Origin of the sequence: Achromobacter sp. (assembly GCF_036567245.1) — a bacterium.
Classification (GTDB): domain Bacteria; phylum Pseudomonadota; class Gammaproteobacteria; order Burkholderiales; family Burkholderiaceae_B; genus Achromobacter.
On record NZ_DATCUY010000277.1, the window covers coordinates 1 to 14,918 of the forward strand.

17 protein-coding genes and 1 pseudogene are annotated in these 14,918 nt (G+C 66.5%); 10 read left to right on the plus strand and 8 right to left on the minus strand.

Going from position 1 to position 14,918, the window contains the following annotated elements; all coding sequences use genetic code 11:
- The 3 genes from VIR09_RS12115 to VIR09_RS12125 form a co-directional block, all read left to right on the plus strand.
- Nucleotides 1-1,033 (plus strand): FAD-binding oxidoreductase (locus VIR09_RS12115; RefSeq protein ID WP_332013096.1); only part of this gene is annotated, 1,033 nt, incomplete at its 5' end.
- Nucleotides 1,034-1,146: 113 nt separating this feature from the next.
- Nucleotides 1,147-1,848 carry a gamma-glutamyltransferase gene (locus tag VIR09_RS12120; protein ID WP_332013097.1) on the plus strand — a complete coding sequence of 234 codons (702 nt, stop codon included), beginning with the start codon at nt 1,147-1,149 and terminating at the stop codon, nt 1,846-1,848.
- Nucleotides 1,849-2,203: 355 nt separating this feature from the next.
- Entirely contained in the window at nt 2,204-2,437 is a 234-nt protein-coding gene (locus VIR09_RS12125) for a DNA-3-methyladenine glycosylase (RefSeq protein ID WP_332013098.1), read from the plus strand.
- 3 nt (nt 2,438-2,440) lie between these two features.
- On the opposite strand, the gene VIR09_RS12130 is transcribed toward VIR09_RS12125, so the two are convergent.
- Nucleotides 2,441-2,644 carry a hypothetical protein gene (locus VIR09_RS12130; protein WP_332013099.1) on the minus strand — a complete coding sequence of 68 codons (204 nt, stop codon included), beginning with the start codon at nt 2,642-2,644 and terminating at the stop codon, nt 2,441-2,443.
- Nucleotides 2,645-2,788: 144 nt separating this feature from the next.
- A complete protein-coding gene (locus tag VIR09_RS12135; RefSeq protein WP_207471377.1) occupies nt 2,789-3,187 on the minus strand; it encodes a PRC-barrel domain-containing protein in 399 nt (132 codons plus the stop codon).
- 306 nt (nt 3,188-3,493) lie between these two features.
- Between VIR09_RS12135 and VIR09_RS12140 the strand changes: the two genes are divergently transcribed.
- The 4 genes from VIR09_RS12140 (at nt 3,494) to VIR09_RS12155 (ending at nt 6,744) form a co-directional block, all read left to right on the plus strand.
- Entirely contained in the window at nt 3,494-3,844 is a 351-nt protein-coding gene (locus VIR09_RS12140; RefSeq protein WP_332013100.1) for a hypothetical protein, read from the plus strand.
- A gap of 180 nt (nt 3,845-4,024) precedes the next feature.
- On the plus strand, nt 4,025-4,981 hold the full coding sequence (locus VIR09_RS12145) for a glycosyltransferase family 9 protein (protein WP_332013101.1): 957 nt from the start codon (nt 4,025-4,027) through the stop codon (nt 4,979-4,981).
- Nucleotides 4,956-6,074, plus strand: coding sequence for a glycosyltransferase family 4 protein (locus VIR09_RS12150; protein WP_332013102.1), 1,119 nt, complete (start codon nt 4,956-4,958; stop codon nt 6,072-6,074). Before VIR09_RS12145 ends, VIR09_RS12150 begins: the two co-directional genes overlap by 26 nt.
- Nucleotides 6,075-6,138: 64 nt before the next feature.
- A complete protein-coding gene (locus VIR09_RS12155; protein ID WP_332013103.1) occupies nt 6,139-6,744 on the plus strand; it encodes a hypothetical protein in 606 nt (201 codons plus the stop codon).
- A gap of 50 nt (nt 6,745-6,794) precedes the next feature.
- Here the strand turns inward: VIR09_RS12155 and VIR09_RS12160 are convergent, their stop codons facing one another.
- The 5 genes from VIR09_RS12160 to VIR09_RS12180 form a co-directional block, all read right to left on the minus strand.
- Complete coding sequence (locus VIR09_RS12160) at nt 6,795-7,184, minus strand: OsmC family protein (protein WP_332013104.1); 390 nt, start codon at nt 7,182-7,184, stop codon at nt 6,795-6,797.
- A gap of 199 nt (nt 7,185-7,383) precedes the next feature.
- Complete coding sequence (locus tag VIR09_RS12165) at nt 7,384-8,364, minus strand: tripartite tricarboxylate transporter substrate binding protein (RefSeq protein WP_332013105.1); 981 nt, start codon at nt 8,362-8,364, stop codon at nt 7,384-7,386.
- An 11-nt stretch (nt 8,365-8,375) separates the two neighbouring features.
- Nucleotides 8,376-9,128: an enoyl-CoA hydratase/isomerase family protein gene (locus tag VIR09_RS12170; protein ID WP_332013106.1), complete on the minus strand. Its 753-nt coding sequence runs from the start codon at nt 9,126-9,128 to the stop codon at nt 8,376-8,378.
- Nucleotides 9,125-10,345 carry a CoA transferase gene (locus tag VIR09_RS12175; RefSeq protein ID WP_332013107.1) on the minus strand — a complete coding sequence of 407 codons (1,221 nt, stop codon included), beginning with the start codon at nt 10,343-10,345 and terminating at the stop codon, nt 9,125-9,127. The genes VIR09_RS12170 and VIR09_RS12175 overlap by 4 nt, the downstream gene beginning before the upstream one ends.
- A 20-nt stretch (nt 10,346-10,365) precedes the next feature.
- Nucleotides 10,366-11,361 carry a tripartite tricarboxylate transporter substrate binding protein gene (locus VIR09_RS12180; RefSeq protein WP_332013108.1) on the minus strand — a complete coding sequence of 332 codons (996 nt, stop codon included), beginning with the start codon at nt 11,359-11,361 and terminating at the stop codon, nt 10,366-10,368.
- Between the two features lie 104 nt (nt 11,362-11,465).
- Between VIR09_RS12180 and VIR09_RS12185 the strand changes: the two genes are divergently transcribed.
- Nucleotides 11,466-12,254, plus strand: coding sequence for an IclR family transcriptional regulator (locus VIR09_RS12185; protein WP_332013111.1), 789 nt, complete (start codon nt 11,466-11,468; stop codon nt 12,252-12,254).
- 189 nt (nt 12,255-12,443) lie between these two features.
- On the opposite strand, the pseudogene VIR09_RS12190 reads toward VIR09_RS12185, so the two are convergent.
- A pseudogene (locus VIR09_RS12190) lies at nt 12,444-13,292 on the minus strand (Bug family tripartite tricarboxylate transporter substrate binding protein); the annotation flags it as partial.
- A gap of 129 nt (nt 13,293-13,421) precedes the next feature.
- On the opposite strand from VIR09_RS12190, the gene VIR09_RS12195 reads away from it, so the two are divergent.
- A complete protein-coding gene (locus VIR09_RS12195; protein WP_332013109.1) occupies nt 13,422-14,378 on the plus strand; it encodes a helix-turn-helix domain-containing protein in 957 nt (318 codons plus the stop codon).
- Nucleotides 14,379-14,485: 107 nt separating this feature from the next.
- The coding region (locus VIR09_RS12200; protein WP_332013110.1) for a 4Fe-4S dicluster domain-containing protein at nt 14,486-14,918 on the plus strand (433 nt) is incomplete at its 3' end.

A 14,918-nucleotide genomic window follows, 5' to 3' on the forward strand; every position in this document is an offset into this window, starting at 1 on the left:
CGCCACCGCGCTTATCGACGGCGGCGCGAGCGGCGCGCGCGCCAGCGGCGTCAACTTCGGCGGCGTGCGCCGGCAGGGACGCTCGATCGAACAGCTTTATCTGGCGCAGCGCGCGCACGGCATCTGGTCGCGCCTGCCCGAGCTCATCGGCACCGACGCGGAATACGTGCGCAGCGGCCACCTGAAACTGGCACGCACCGAGTCCGACCTGGAAAAGCTCCGCGCCTACCGCGACAAGGTCAGCGACTTCGACCTGGGCCTGGAGATCATCGACGTCGGCGAGCTGCGCCGCCGCTTTCCCGCGCTAAGTCCGGACCTCGCCGGCGGCTCGCTGTGTCCGCAGGACGGCCAGGCCAATCCGCGCCTGGTCGCGCCCGCCTTCGCCCATGCCGCCGCCCGCGCCGGCGCCCAACTGCTCGAACACTGCGCCATCACCCATGCGGATACCCAGGGCGGCGACTTCCTGCTGACCGCCGCCGACGGCCGGCGGATACGCGCCGCCACGGTCATCAATGCGGCGGGCGCCTGGGGCGCGGCGGTGGCCCGATGGTTCGACGACGACCTGCCCCTGCAGGTCAAGTATCCGACCATGCTGGTCACCGAGCCGCTCACGCCGCAGATCAGCGTGTCGCTGGGCGTGGAAGGGGGCGGCTTCTATGCCCGGCAGGTCGCGCGCGGCAACGTCGTCATGGGCGGCGGTTACGGCAGCGCACTGCCGGGAGACCGCAGCCGGCCCGGACGCGCCGCGCTCGCCGAGCTTGGACGCGCCGCTCCGTCCGTACTGCCCGCCCTGGCTTGCGCCAGCGTGATCCGTTGCTGGTCCGGCATCGAAGGCTATTTCGCCGACAAGAACCCGGTCATCGGCTTCAGCCCCCGGGTGCCGCGGCTGCTGCATGCCTTCGGCTTCTCGGGCGGAGGTTTTCAAATCGCGCCGGCGGTGGGCGAGGTCATCGCCGAAATGGCGACGGGACGCGGCGGCTTGATGATGGCTGAAAAGTTCTCGGCCAGCCGCTGGGGGGCTGCCCAGCCGTGACCCTTGCGAGCGCCACGCCGCGGCTTGCACGCCGAGTCCGCATCAATTGCGTTTGCTGATCGCCCTTGCCGCCCTGATCACCAGCGGCCCCAACTCCTCGCGCGCGGCTGGCCATGATCGCCCGGGATCGCGCTGGTCCGGACATGCCGCCGGCGGGCGCGCTGCCCGAGACGCGCGACATCCATCTGCAAGCCGCCGGCCCCGATGACATGGCGCGCACGGATCCGCGTCTGGATACCTCCTACGTGGCGGTGGTGGACAGCGAGGGCAACGCCTTTTCGGCCACGCCCAGCGACGGTTCCTACAATATCCCCGTCATTCCAGGGACCGGCATCTGCGCGTCCGGGCGCGGCAGCCAATCCTGGGCCGAAGCCGGCCATCCCTGCGCGATCGGGCCGGGCCGCCGTCCGCGGCTGACACCCAACCCCTCGCTGGCCATCCGGCCTGGCCAGTACGTCATGCCTTTCGGCACGCCGGGAGGCGACGTGCAGTACCAGGCCATGCTGCAGACCTTCCTGAACATGGAGGTGTTCGGCATGGACGTGCAACAGGCGGTCGAGGCTCCGCGCTTCGCAAGCTTCAGCTTCCCCTCGTCGTTCGAACCGCACAACGCCATGCCGGGCCGGCTGATGATCGAAGACCTGGTCGCGCGCGGCGTGGGCGACGCGCTTGCCGCAATGGGTCATAACGTCAAATGGTGGAACGGACATAGCTGGCGCGCCGGCGCCGTCTGCATGGTCCGGCACGACCTGGAGAGCGGCGTGCGCTGGGGCGGCGCGGACCCGCGCCGTCCGGCGTACGCGGCGGGGTGGTAAGCGCGCGGCGCCCGGGGAGGACCGCAAGGCCAGGCATGCCGCTTGCTGCACACGCCGTGTGCAGCTCTACAGAGAACCATCATGCTCCGCACCGCAAAACGGCGGCTAGCCGGACCAGGCGCGCCATGCCTGGAAAAAAGGCGTCGTCAACCAGCGACACGGTCAGCCGAACCATCCAGGTGCGATGAGCGGGAACAGCGATTGCTGGCGAATGCCAAACACCCCGCTAATGCAAAAACATATGGATGCGGTCAAAAATCAGGAGACGCCCCGACCCGGATTTGAATCCCCGAAGGACAGATGCGCAGACCTGCAAGCGCATCTGCAACCAGTACGCTTGCTGCGGAACATGCATATGGATCGCGAGGAACTATTGGCACAAATGATCGCCACGCCAGCGATGGACCGGGACTTCAATGACTGGCCCGAGGTATTGGCCAATTACGCCGAATGCCTGGTGGCGCTGCAGCCGAGGCTGCGGCCCGGGGAACTGGAAAGGCTGATCCGGGTCGGCGCGGATTTCTACCGCACGCTGGCGCGCGCCGAACAATACCGGCACATGTCGGTCTGGGACGAGCAACAGCCGTAGCGCTCAACTGTATGTGTATGAGCGCCGGCGATACGCTTCCTTGACGTAGCGCATGAGTTCCGCCTCGACCGACGAGACTTCCACCGCCGGCTCCGCCTGGGGATCGAGCAGGCGCCGGGCGGCTTCCAGCGTGCGCCGCGCCCTGCGTTCGCCCTCGCTCAAAATCTCGGCGCAAGGCGCCGTCGTATCGCGCTCTAACTTGTCCATGACGCTACTCCTGAAGGTAAGGGGATGCAGCAGTCCGCTACCTCAGCAAGCGGTGTGCCTGCCGCCTGGGAAGGTCACGCCGTGAGGCCTCGGCTGCCGCAAAAAAGGGCGGCCGTGCGAGCCGCCCTTTTCACCACTGCCGGTTTACCAGTAGGGGTCCTGGTTGTAGTACTTGTGCACGCTCAGGGCCCAACTTTCGTCCGCCATCCTGGGCCAGTCATCCTTGTCGAAGCCCGGCGCGTTCTTCAGCACCTCCTTGTCCACGTTCAGGATGAAGCACTTGCGGTCGGTGTCCAGGGTCAATGCCGCCCATGGAATGGCAAACAGCTTGTCACCCATCCCCAGAATGCCGCCCCGCGACAGCACCGCATAGGCGACTCGCCCGCGCGGCACATCTATCATGATGTCCTTGATGGATCCCAACCCCTCGCCCGCGGCGTTGACGACATCGTTACCCTCCAGGGTGTCCGCGGCCATGACTTCCGGGCCAGGCCCGGTTGCCGAGCCTTTGGGTCCGCCAACAATATTGGTTTGATGCTCCATGCGTTTCTCCTGTGCGGGGCCCATCCCCACGTTGAACTCCGGTTGCGGCGGCACCCCGTGCGCCGATCCGGGATGAGCACTCCAGCAAGCGCCGTACCCATCCGGAGCCGCCTGCGCCCGATATCTCCGGGTCACGCTTTGCCGCGCACACCGACGCCACGGCTGCGCTGACCTTGCTGCCCTGGACTACAGGCCGATGACAGCGGTCGGTACATTTTTCCGATGCGCGCACGATGGCTCCGGACGAGCCGCAACGGGCACGGCGCTTGCGGATCGCATCCTGCTATCCCACATAGGAGCGTCCTCATGAAAATCCGAGCCTTTACCTACGCACTGGCCCTGACCGCCGGACTGGCTTCAGCCAGCGCGCTGGCGCAGTCCGCCATGCCCACCTCGCCGTCCAACACCCCGAACGACGGCACCGCCGTCCCCCCCAACCAGCCCGTGCCGCCCGGACAGATACCGCCCGCGCCGAATGCGACGCCCAACACGCCGACCAATCCGCCCAACCTGGACAAGCGCGACCAGACCAAGTCTGACAAGCACATGACCGACAAGCAGGGCCGTCACCGCGAGGCCAACGACAACGTGCCCAGCACGCCGGGCAGCGGCGCCATGCCGCCTCCGGGGTACCCCAACACCGGCGGCTCCAAATAGGTACGCCGCTGCGGCATGGCCGGCGACTGCCTAACGGTTGTTTATTTTTGTGCAGTGGCGCCGACATGTTTTTCACACTCTTTAAAGGACCTCGGAAAGATTCGTTCGGCTCGATCGATACATTGCGCGGCAGCGGTCCCTGGATCCCCAAACGAATGCCGCCGCGCAAACGAGGTCAACATGCCGGAAGTCGTTGTCTATGTCAGAAGCCAGCCGCGGCTGGGCGACCAGATCGTCGCCCTGCCGGCGCTCTATCAACTGAAAACCTGGTGGGCGTCCAGACGGATCCGGGTGGTCGCCCGCGACGATCTGGCTGGCTTCTACCGCGGCGTGCCCTGGGTCGACGAGTTCGTGCGCGCCGCCACCTTCGGCGACTACCTGCGCACGCTGAGGAAGAACACCCCGGTCTGCGTCAGCCTGCATCACAGCAGCGAACGTTTCGGCCTGCTCAACCTGCTGCGCCGGCCAGCCTTGCGCTTCGGCTTTCGCAACGAACGCATGAGCGATCTGGTCTGGACGCATTGCCACCGCAAGAACATTGCCGAATACATCGGCCTGGCCAATCTGCGCCTGCTGGCGTCGTACCGCGGATTCGATGCCGAACTCACGGCGCGGCGCTGCTTCCAGACGCTGGCGCATCCTCATTTGCATGACGCCCCTGGCGCCGACGTGGTGCTGATTCCCGGCGGCGGTTCTGGCGCATTCAAGCGTTGGAGCCTGTTGAACTACCTGCGCCTGGCCAAGAGGCTCAAACTGCTGCTGGGCCAGGACACCCGTTTCCTGTTCGTGCTGGGCGAACAGGAGGCCGCAGAACGCGACAGGCTCGAAACCCTGCAGCGTCCGGAATTCTCGATCGCCTACTGCCGCTCCGTGCCGGAGCTCAGCGCCATCATGCTGCGCGCACGCCTGGTCGTGGCCAACGATTGCGGCCCCTCGCATATCGCGCAAGGCGCCTGCGTTCCCTACGTCGGCGTCTTCAACGAGTCCAATCCCGAGTGGTTCTGGGACCGGCCCTACTCCGCCGCGGTCGTTCCCCGCCATCCCCGCGACGGTATCAACTCCATCACGCCCGACGACGTGCTGGCCGCCTGCCGCAAAGTCATGGAGCATCATGCGCATCCTGCATACGTTGGCTGAGCGCAGCCTGGGCGGGCTGGAGTTCCGCGTCCTGGAACAATCGGCATGGCTGCAGCGCCATGGATACGAAGTCGCGATCGCGGCGCCAGCGGGCAGCGAGATCGGGCGCGAAGCGCGGCAGCGCGGCCTGCGCGCAGTCGACATCGACTTCGATTCTGCCTACTCGCCCGCCACGGTCCTGAAGCTGCGCCGCGCCGTCAAGGCGCTGCGCATCGACGTCATCGACAGCCACAGCCGGGCGGACGGCAAGACCGCCGCGCTGTGCCGCGACCTGTGCGCGGTCGTCAGGACGCGCCATTTCGCCAAACCCATGCGCAGTTCGCCGCGGCGCCGGCTGGAATGGAAATTCGGCTGCGACCACGTCATCGCCACCAGCTTGCTGGGCAAGCAGGAAATCCTGGCGGCGCGCCTGGCCGCCACGGAGCAGATCAGCGTGGTCGGAGAATGGGCCGCCGACGAGTTCTTCCAGCCCGGCGACACCCCGCAGGCACGCCTGCAAACCCGGCAGGCACTGGGCCTCCGCGCCCCCGACAGCGCCTGGGTCATCGCCACCATAGGCATGCTGCGTCCCGAGAAAGGCCAGGCCGACCTGTTGCGCGTGGTGCAGCGGCTGCGCAACCAGGGCCTGCCCGCCACCGCGCTGGTGGTCGGCATGCCCACCGCCAGCACCAAACCCTATGCCTATGGCCTGCACCAGCTGAGCGTGGATCTGGGCATATCCGAGCATGTGGTGTTTGCCGGCCACCGCAACAATGTTGCCGAGATGATCCGCGCCGCCGACGTCGTGCTGGTGCCTTCGGCCACCGAAGCCTGGTCGCGCGTCGTGCCCGAGTCTTACGCGGCGCGGCGCCCCGTGGTCGCCAGCAACGTCGGCGGCCTGCCGGAAATCGTCATACCGGGCCAGACCGGCTGGCTGGCTCCGGCGGGCAACGTCGCCAGCTACGCGGAGCGCATCATGCAGATCCACCGCAACCCCAGGCAGACCGAGACCATGGTCGGCAACGCCCGCGCCTACGCGGACGCGAACTTCCGGCTGGCGGGCAAGATGTTCAGCACCCTGGAAGCGTACAAGCGGGCGCTGCGCCCCCAGTGACGGACGGCCCCGACGGCGAAAGCGCTATCATGGTGCCCCCGATTTGTTTACCCGATTCAGTACTGTGACCAAGCCCGCCCTACTGCTCGTCCTGGCGCTCGCCCTGACGGGCTGCTCCAAGCAGGAAGAAACTCCCTGGGAACGGCTCCAAGCCGCCGCGCCGCAACTGCAACTGGCCGCCAACACGCCGGAAGCGGCGGTGAAATCCTGGTGGCAGGTCCGCGACGCGCACGACCGCTACACGGCCACCGCCTGCAAGGAACTGGCCGAGCTGTACCGTCCGCTCAGCGCCGCCGAAGACTCCCTGTCCACGGCGCAACTCCAGGCCCGGCAGAACGGCGACAAGCAATGCAGCCTGGAAACCTACGAACGCAGCGTCGTCAACGTCGACGTCCAGTCCGACACGCGCGCCTTCGTCGTCGCCCAGATCCGCAACACCACCCCCTCGACCCCCGGCTTCCCGGTGGACAACGATGAGCGTGACCGCAAGGAACGCGGCGTGCGCATGCAGTACCAGCTGGAACGCGCCGACCAGACCCAGGGCTGGAAGATCGCCCAGGTATTTGGCCGCAACCGCTACTGCGAAGTCGCGCCGGTGAACGGCTGGTGCCCGCTATACAACCGCGCGGCGGGGTCGGCGAACAGCTACGTCTACGAGTTCAGCCAATAGGTGAGGCGCGGGCAGAGGCGCATTCTGCCGACATGCGGCGGGGCCCCTGGTCAGGCGTCCAGGATTACAGCAGGCCGCACTCGTACCGTCTTGCCCAACGTTCGTGCGACCGGCGATGCCTGCACGGTCCCCCGAACCAGATCCTGCTGCGCCGCCGTCAGCGCCGCCGCGAAGCGCAAGCTCACCTCGAATCCGGTTTCGTGGTCCAGGCGTTCGATGGCGACATCCACCGTACTCTCGGGCAAGGCGACGCCGGCCCGCTGCGCAGCCATGTCGATGGACATGCAGACACAGGCGGCAAGCGCGCTTGCAAGCAGCTCATGCGGCCGCATGCCTGTGTTTCCTCCTTTGCCTTCCTTCTGCGTGTCCGAGAGCAGGACATTCCGGCCATTCGTTATTTCGACGCCATAGGGCGCGCCCATCCGCTTCGCCGTCACCATGTGGGTCTCCTGTTGTGGAATGAAAGACACGACAGGCTACGCCCGGATCGGACATCGAGGAAGGCCAGCGGCGGTACTGGTACAGGCGGTGACAGGGTGGGAGCTCACATCTTCCTTTTGGCGCAGAGGGCGTGCTTGCCACCAGACCCGAACAGGCCTGCCGCCCGCCCTCCGGGCGGGCACGGCGGCCTTCTACGGCCTATTCCGCCTCGATCTTCGCTTCCTTCACCAACTTGCTCCAGCTCTGGTAGCTGGCGCGCACCACCGCAGTGAACTCCTCGGGCGTACTGCTCCAGATCTCGACGTACTGGTCTTTCAGCTGCTTCTGCACGTCCGGCGACGCCAGCGCCTCTCGCAGCGCGGCGTTCAAGCGGTCCATGACCGGCGCGGGGATGCCTGCCGGCCCGACCACTCCCCACCACAGTTCGCCGCCTGCCGCCGAGTAGCCGCGAACGCCAGCCTCGTCCATGGTCGGCACATCCGGCAGAAACGGCGAGCGCTTCGGGCTGGTGACGGCCAACGGGCGCAAGTTTCCCGCCTGGATACGCGACATCGCGGTGTTGAACGTGTCGAACATGAAGCTGGTATTGCCCGCCAGCAAGTCCGTCAGGGCAGGCGCGCTGCCGCGGTAGGGGATGTGCGTCATGGCCGCGCCGGTCAGTGCGCGCAACAGTTCGCCGGAAAGATGGTTGGACGAACCGTAGCCGGCCGAACCGAAGGTGACGTTGGCGCCGGGCTGCCGCGCCTGCGCGACCAGGTCCGCCACCGAGGTCACCGGCGCCTGGGCGCTGACCAGCAGCACATTGGTATAGCGGCCCAGCAAACCGATGTTGGAAAAGGAGTTTACGGGATCGTACTTGGCCGACTTTGCGACATTGGGCACGATGGTCTGGGTGCCTACGCTGCCAATACCGATGACGTAGCCGTCCGGCTTGGCGCGCGCGATGTAGTCCGCGCCCAGGGCTCCCCCCGCGCCCGTGCGGTTTTCGACGACGACGGGCTGCCCCAGGATATCGCCCATCTTCTTGGCGACCGGCCGGGAAACGATGTCCATCGGGCCGCCCGCGGAGAAAGGCACGATCCAGGTTAGGGGTCGTTCCGGCCATTGCGCGTGCGCCGCGCCCGCCGCGCCTAGCGCCATGATCGGCAGCAGCATCAATAGTTTTTTCTTGTGCACCATGGTCTCCCGCGCTACATGAACTTCTCGCGCGCAAGGCGCGCTTCGGCGCTCTGCCCGCATACCAGCGCCTGGTCCACGTCCATATAGGTGCTGACGAAGTTCAGGACATTAGCGTGGGCATTGACGCTTTCCTTGCTCATCTTGATCACGTGCGACGGCGATTTCACCACCTGGCGAGCCAGCGCCGTGGCGCGTTCCAGCGTCGTGCCCGCCGGCGCCAGCCAATCCGCCAGGCCCCATTCCAGCGCCGTGGCGGCGGGCATGCGCTCACCCAGCATCATGATCTGCTTGGCGCGCGATGCGCCCACCATGCTTACCAGCCGCGGCACGGTATGCCATACCAGCGGAATGCCGATCTGCACCTCCGGCACAAAGAGAAAGGCGTTGTCCGCCATGACGCGCCAATCGCACGCCAGGGTCAGCGCGATGCCGCCGCCGACATTGAATCCTTCGATGGCGGCAATGGTGAGCTGCGGCAGGCTCTCCCATGCCTTGCACATGCGGGCGCCGGTCGAGGCCAGGTAGCGGCGCTCGTCCAGCGACTTCTCCTCGATGGCCCAACGCTGCGGATCCTTCAGATCCACGCCCGCCGAAAATCCCTGCGCGCTTCCCGCCAGCACGATGGCCGTAATGTCGACGCGCGACTGGTATTGATGCGCCACGTCGATGAGTGCATTCATGGCCTGCAGCGACAGCGCGTTGCGGCGCTCGCCGCGGTCGTAGGTGACCACCGCCAGGCGGTCCGATTCTTCGATCTTGATCATTGTGGTTCCCTGGGTTGTTGTACTTGTGCCTGGCGCACCGCGCCGGCCTCCTGTGCAGCGCGGATCTGCGCGTCGCTGAAGCCGAAGCGCTGCATGATGTCCTCGCTGTGCTCGCCGATACCTGGCGGCGGCAGGCGCAATGCGCCAGGCGTGCGCTCCAGCTTGATCGGAATGCCGGTGACGCGGTACTGGCCAAGGGACGCCGACATCTGGCGGGTGGCGGTGTGCTCCATCGCCAGCGCCTGCTCCACGCTCAGCATGGGCGCGCAAGGCACACCCAGGTCCATCAACTGACGGAATAGCTGCTGGCTGTCGAAATCGGCAAGCCGCTCGGACAACACCGCACGCAGCGCGTCGCGGTTGACCACGCGGTCGCTGTTCCTGCGAAAGCGCGCGTCGCGGGCCAGCTCCGGCCTGCCTATCACTTCACACAGGCGCGCGAACTGCCTGTCGTTGCCTACGGCCACGAACAGCTTGCCGCCGCGCGTCGGATACAGGTCGTAGGGCACGATGTTGGGATGTCCGTTGCCCGTGCGCGCCGACCTGCCGCCGTTGAGCGCATTGGAGGTATGCGGATGCAACATGCCTAGCGCGGTGTCGAACAGCGTCACCTCGATCGACTGCCCCTGCCCGGATTTCTCGCGCTCGTACAAGGCCAGCAACACTCCGATGACCGCGTTCATGCCAGTGGAGGTATCGACCAGCGGGATGCCGATGCGCACGGGATCCAGCGCCGGATCGCCGTTGATCGACATCAGACCCGACAACGCCTGCACCGCGGCGTCGTAGCCCGGAAGGCCGCCCAGTTCTCCGGTTTCGCCGAATCCGGAAATCCGGCAATGAATCAGCCGGGGGAAACGGCGCGCCAGCGCTGCTGGATCCTCTATGCCCCACTTGCGCCAGGTGCTGAGCTTGAAGTTCTCCACCAGCACATCTACCTGCTCCAGCAACTTGAACAAGACTTCTCTGCCGGCCGGGCTGGACAGGTCCACGGCCAGGTCCCGCTTGTTGCGGTTCAGGCCCACGTAGTAAGGCGCGTCGCCATCGACGAACGGCGGTCCATAACCCCGCGTGTCATCGCCGTCGTACGATTCCAGCTTGATGACGTCGGCCCCATGGTCGCCCAGCATCTGCGCGGCAAAGGGGCCGGCCAGCACGCGCGACACATCCAGGACCACGACCCCGTCCAGGGCCGATTTGCTGATTGTGCAAGACATTTTTTTCACGACCTCGCGGTTCATTCGTTGCGGGCGCCGGAAGCCTTGACGATGGGCGCCCAGCGCTCGACTTCCCCTTTCATGAACGTGCCAAATGACTCAGGCGTGCCCGGCTGCAGGATGACCCCCAGCCCTTTCATGCGTTCCTGGAAGTCGGCGCGGGCCAGCACTTTCTGCAGAGCCTGGTCCAGCACGCGTATCACTTCTGGCGGCGTATGCGCAGGGGCGATCAACCCATACCAGGACGACACGTCGAAATCCGGGAAGCCCGATTCGGCCATGGTGGGCAACTGGGGAGCGGAGGCGATGCGCTCCTTGGTCGTCACCGCCAGCGCACGCATGCGGTCGGTCGACACGAAGGGCCACACGGTCGGCACGTTGTCGAACATGTAGGAAACCTGCCCGGCCATGACCGCGACGCCCGCCGGGGCGCTGCCGCGATACGGAACATGGGTGACGTCAATACCGGCGGCGCGCTTGAACATCTCGCCCGCGATATGGATCGAGGTGCCGTTGCCGGACGAGCCGAAAGTCAGCGTATCCGGATGCGCTTTCGCGTAAGCCACCAGCTCCTGCACGCTATGCACCGGCAGCTTCGGATTCACCACCAGCACGCTCGGGATCTTTCCCACCAGCCCGACAGGCTCGAAATCCGTGACGAGATTGAAGCCAGGCTTATCGTAAAGCGTCTGGTTGATGGCGCTGGTGACGGCCACCATCAGCAGCGTGTAGCCATCCGGCTTGGCGCGGGCGACCTGCGCGGCGGCGATATTGCTGCCGGCGCCCGGCTTGTTCTCCACCACGACCGTCTGCTTCAGCTCCGCGCCGATCTCGGACGCGATCGTCCGCGCCATGGCATCGGTCGGGCCGCCTGCGGCGAAACCCACTTGCAGCGTGATCGCGCGCTCTGGATAGGCCGCCCGGGCCTGGCCCATGAAGCCGCAAACGCTCAGCGCCATGGCCAGGCCGCTGAACACTGCCGGCCGCCGCAGCAAGTACCTCCAGGATTTGTGCATCGTTGTCTCCTTGGTTTGATTTGGTGGAACCGGATAGTACGTAAAATGCACAATTCCTATATAGAATGTGTACACATACAGCACACCAAGGCTTATTTAGGAATATGCAGACAGACTCCCCTACCTCCGGCCCCCGCAGTTTGCTCAAGGGTTTGAACGTGCTCAGCCTGTTGCAGACCGTCGCGCCCGCCGGGCTCGGGGCGACCGAAGTCGCGGCCCGCACGGGCCTGGACCGTGTCAATGTGCAACGTCTGTTTCTAGCGCTGGAGGCCAGCGGCTGGGTGCGCCGGAACCAGGCCGGCAAACGCTTCTTCGCCGGCGAGGATGCCGACCGCCTGCGGGCAAGCCTGTGGACCCCGCCCGACGTAAGCCAGGACCTCATCGTTGCGGCGGTCGAAGGGATGCGCCGGCTGGCCCGGCAACTGGGCGATGCGGTGTTCCTCATCGGCCGGGACGGCACCGACTCCGTCGGCATACACCGCGAGATCGGCGACTATCCCATGCAGATCCTCGCCAGCCATGCAGGCAAGCGGCATCCGCTGGGCGTCGGATCGGCGGGCATGGCCTTGCTGGCCGCGCTGCCAGATGCCGAAGCCCGCAGGGTGGTGAAGGCCAATTCGTCGCGGCTCGAGGAATACGGCGGCATAAGCGCCGAAATGATCGACCGCCTGCGCGTCAACACGCGCCAGCGCGGCTACTCGGTCATGCAGAATTACGCGGTCAGCGGCGCCCTGGGGGTAGGCTGCGCACTGACCCGCGCCGACGGCGCGCCGGTGCTGGCCATGAGCGTGAGCGCCATTACGGATCGCATGCCCATCGCGCGCCAGGCTGAAACCGCGCGCCTGCTGCGGCGCGAACTCGACAGCCTCAGGGGGTTTCTGGACGGAGATTGATGCGTGGCAGGCCGGCCACGGGCCTCCGGTCCTCGCCTCAACAGCCTCCTGCCACGCAGCTACTGCACAGGCGACAGATTCGCCGCCTTGGGCGGCCGCGGCATACATCGGAATCTCCCGGGCCATGGTGTCGGCCAGCACCTGCGGTGCGCTGCCTACGGGATCGATGCCCAGTTCCAGCAAGCGATTGGCCACGGCGGGCTCTCGCACGGCGACGGATACGGTGGTCTGCAGCTTCTCGATGACGGCTGGCGGCGTACCTGCCGGGGCGTATAAGGACGACCAGAATGACATGGCGAAGCCCGGCGCGCCGGACTCCGCGACGGTAGGCACGTCGGGCAACAAGGTGAAGCGCTTCGCGCCCGTGACGGCCAGCGCCTTCAGCCGGCCGCTGCGGATCTGCGGCAATACGGCGGCGGTGTCGATCAGCGCGAAATCGATCTCGCTGGCCAGCAATGCAGCCACCACGGCGGAGTTCCCTTTGTAGTTGACCACCTCCGTTTCCAGGCCGACGCGCTTGGCGAACAGTCCGGTAGCCAGCTGGAAGGAGTTGGCGCCCGAGCCTGCGAACAGAGGCTTGCCGCTCTTCTTGCCCTGGCCGACCAGATCGGCCACCGAGCGCGCCGGGCTGTCCGCCTTGACGGTCAGAATCATCGGAATGTCTCCGACGAGGGAAATCGGGGCGAAATCGGCGACGGGGTCGTAGTCCAGGTTGTCATAGATGGCCGGATTGACGGTCATGCCGCTGCTCGGCCCCACCAGCAGGGTGTAGCCGTCCGGCTCGGCCCGTTTGACGGCGCCGATGGCGATGGCGCCGCTGGCGCCGGGCCGGTTCTCCACGATGAAGGGCTGGCCCAGGCGGCGCTGCAACTGCTCGGCCATCAGGCGGGCCAGGATATCGTTGCCGCCGCCAGGCGCGAAGCCCACGATCATGCGCACGGGCCGCGCCGGATATTCTTGCGCCGCGGTGCCACAGGCCGACACCGCGAGCACAGCACCTGCCCACAAAGATAAAAGCCGTTTCATGCCACGCTCCATTGGTTGGACCTGGTGCACTGGGGAATGCACGGATGGCCCATTCTCCACCGCCTCGCTACATTGGGCACGACCCAACGTGCCAGCCGATGCCGCTGGCAGCGACAGCACGCAACGGACCCCGGAGCCGAGATGGCACCTGAATGGCACAACTGGAGCACCCACGATCACGGCCAGCACGCCCTGGCGTTCTGGCAGGATGCGGTCTGCGCCGGTGTGCTCGATTCTGAATTCCGCGCCGAACCGGACGCCGGATTCGCGGGCACGATGTTCAGCCAGAACCGCGCGGGGGTCCGACTGGTGAACTTCGCGAGTTCCCCGCACATGATCCGGCGCTCCCAGCGCCAAGTCAGCCGTCTCAATGGCGATCACCTCATGCTCAGCCTGCAATTGCAGGGCAGCGCCCTGATGTCCCAGGGTGACGAGCAGTTGTGCCTGCGGCCAGGAGAATTCGGACTGCTCGACACCGGATCCGCATTCGACATCACGTTTCCGGAAGCGACCTCGCGCCGGCTGGTCCTGTTGCCGCGCCACGCCTTGAGCGCGCGCGCCCCAGGCATGCGGCGGCTGCGCGCGCCGGCCAGCCTGCCGGCCGACATGCCATTCGCGCCCGTGCTCACCGAAGCCATGCGCCTGCTGACCGATACGGAGGTCAAGCTCCAGGACCGCACCGTCGACACGCTGCTGGATGCCGTCATCGAAATCGTCGCACTGCAGTGCGCATCCATGGCGGACGTCGCGGCGCCCCCTTCCACCGAACTGAGCTTCGTCGGCGTGAAGCGCCACATCGATACGGCGATCGCCAACCCGGACCTGTCGCCCGCAACGGTGGCCGCAGCCTGCCGCATATCGGTCCGCACCCTGCACCGCCTGTTCGCGCGGCATGCCGCGCTGTCGTTCGAGGCCTACGTGGTGCAGGCCCGCCTGGCGCTCGCACATGAGCTGCTGGCGGCCGGCAAGACCCGCACGGTCAGCGAGGCCGCCTTTGCCTGCGGCTTCAACAATCTCTCCCACTTCACGCGACGGTTCTCCGAACGCTACGGCGAATTGCCCGTGAATCTGCTCAAGCAAGGGCAGACTCGCAGCTGAATGACGCCCTGGGCGGCGTCCGCTGGCGCGCTGGGCACAGCCCCGCGCCACTCGTGACGGCAGAATGAGCTTCATCCCGGCCCTGGCCGGCAAGCTTCCGTCGCACCATGCCCAAGACCATCACCATCCACCGCCAAGACGCGGTCCGCGCCGCCACCGACAGTTGCGTGCATTTCGGCTTCTGCACCGCGGTCTGCCCTACCTACGTGCTCGATGGCGAAGAGCTTGATTCACCGCGCGGCAGGATCGCGCTGGCGCGCGAGATGCTGGACAGCGGCGACGCGCCCAGCCCGGCCGCCGTGCGCCATCTGGACCGCTGCCTGTCGTGCCTGTCGTGCGAAACCACTTGCGCGGCCGGTGTCTCGTATCACGCCATCATCGACGGCGCGCGCGAGCATATCGAAAAAAGCAAGGCCCGCCCGTTGACGCAGCGCTTGCTGCGCTCCGCGCTTGCCCGTGTACTGACGACTCCCTCGCTGCTGCGTCCGGCGGCAGCCGCAGGTCGGTTGCTGCGCGGCGCCGCTGGCCGCCTGGGCGGGC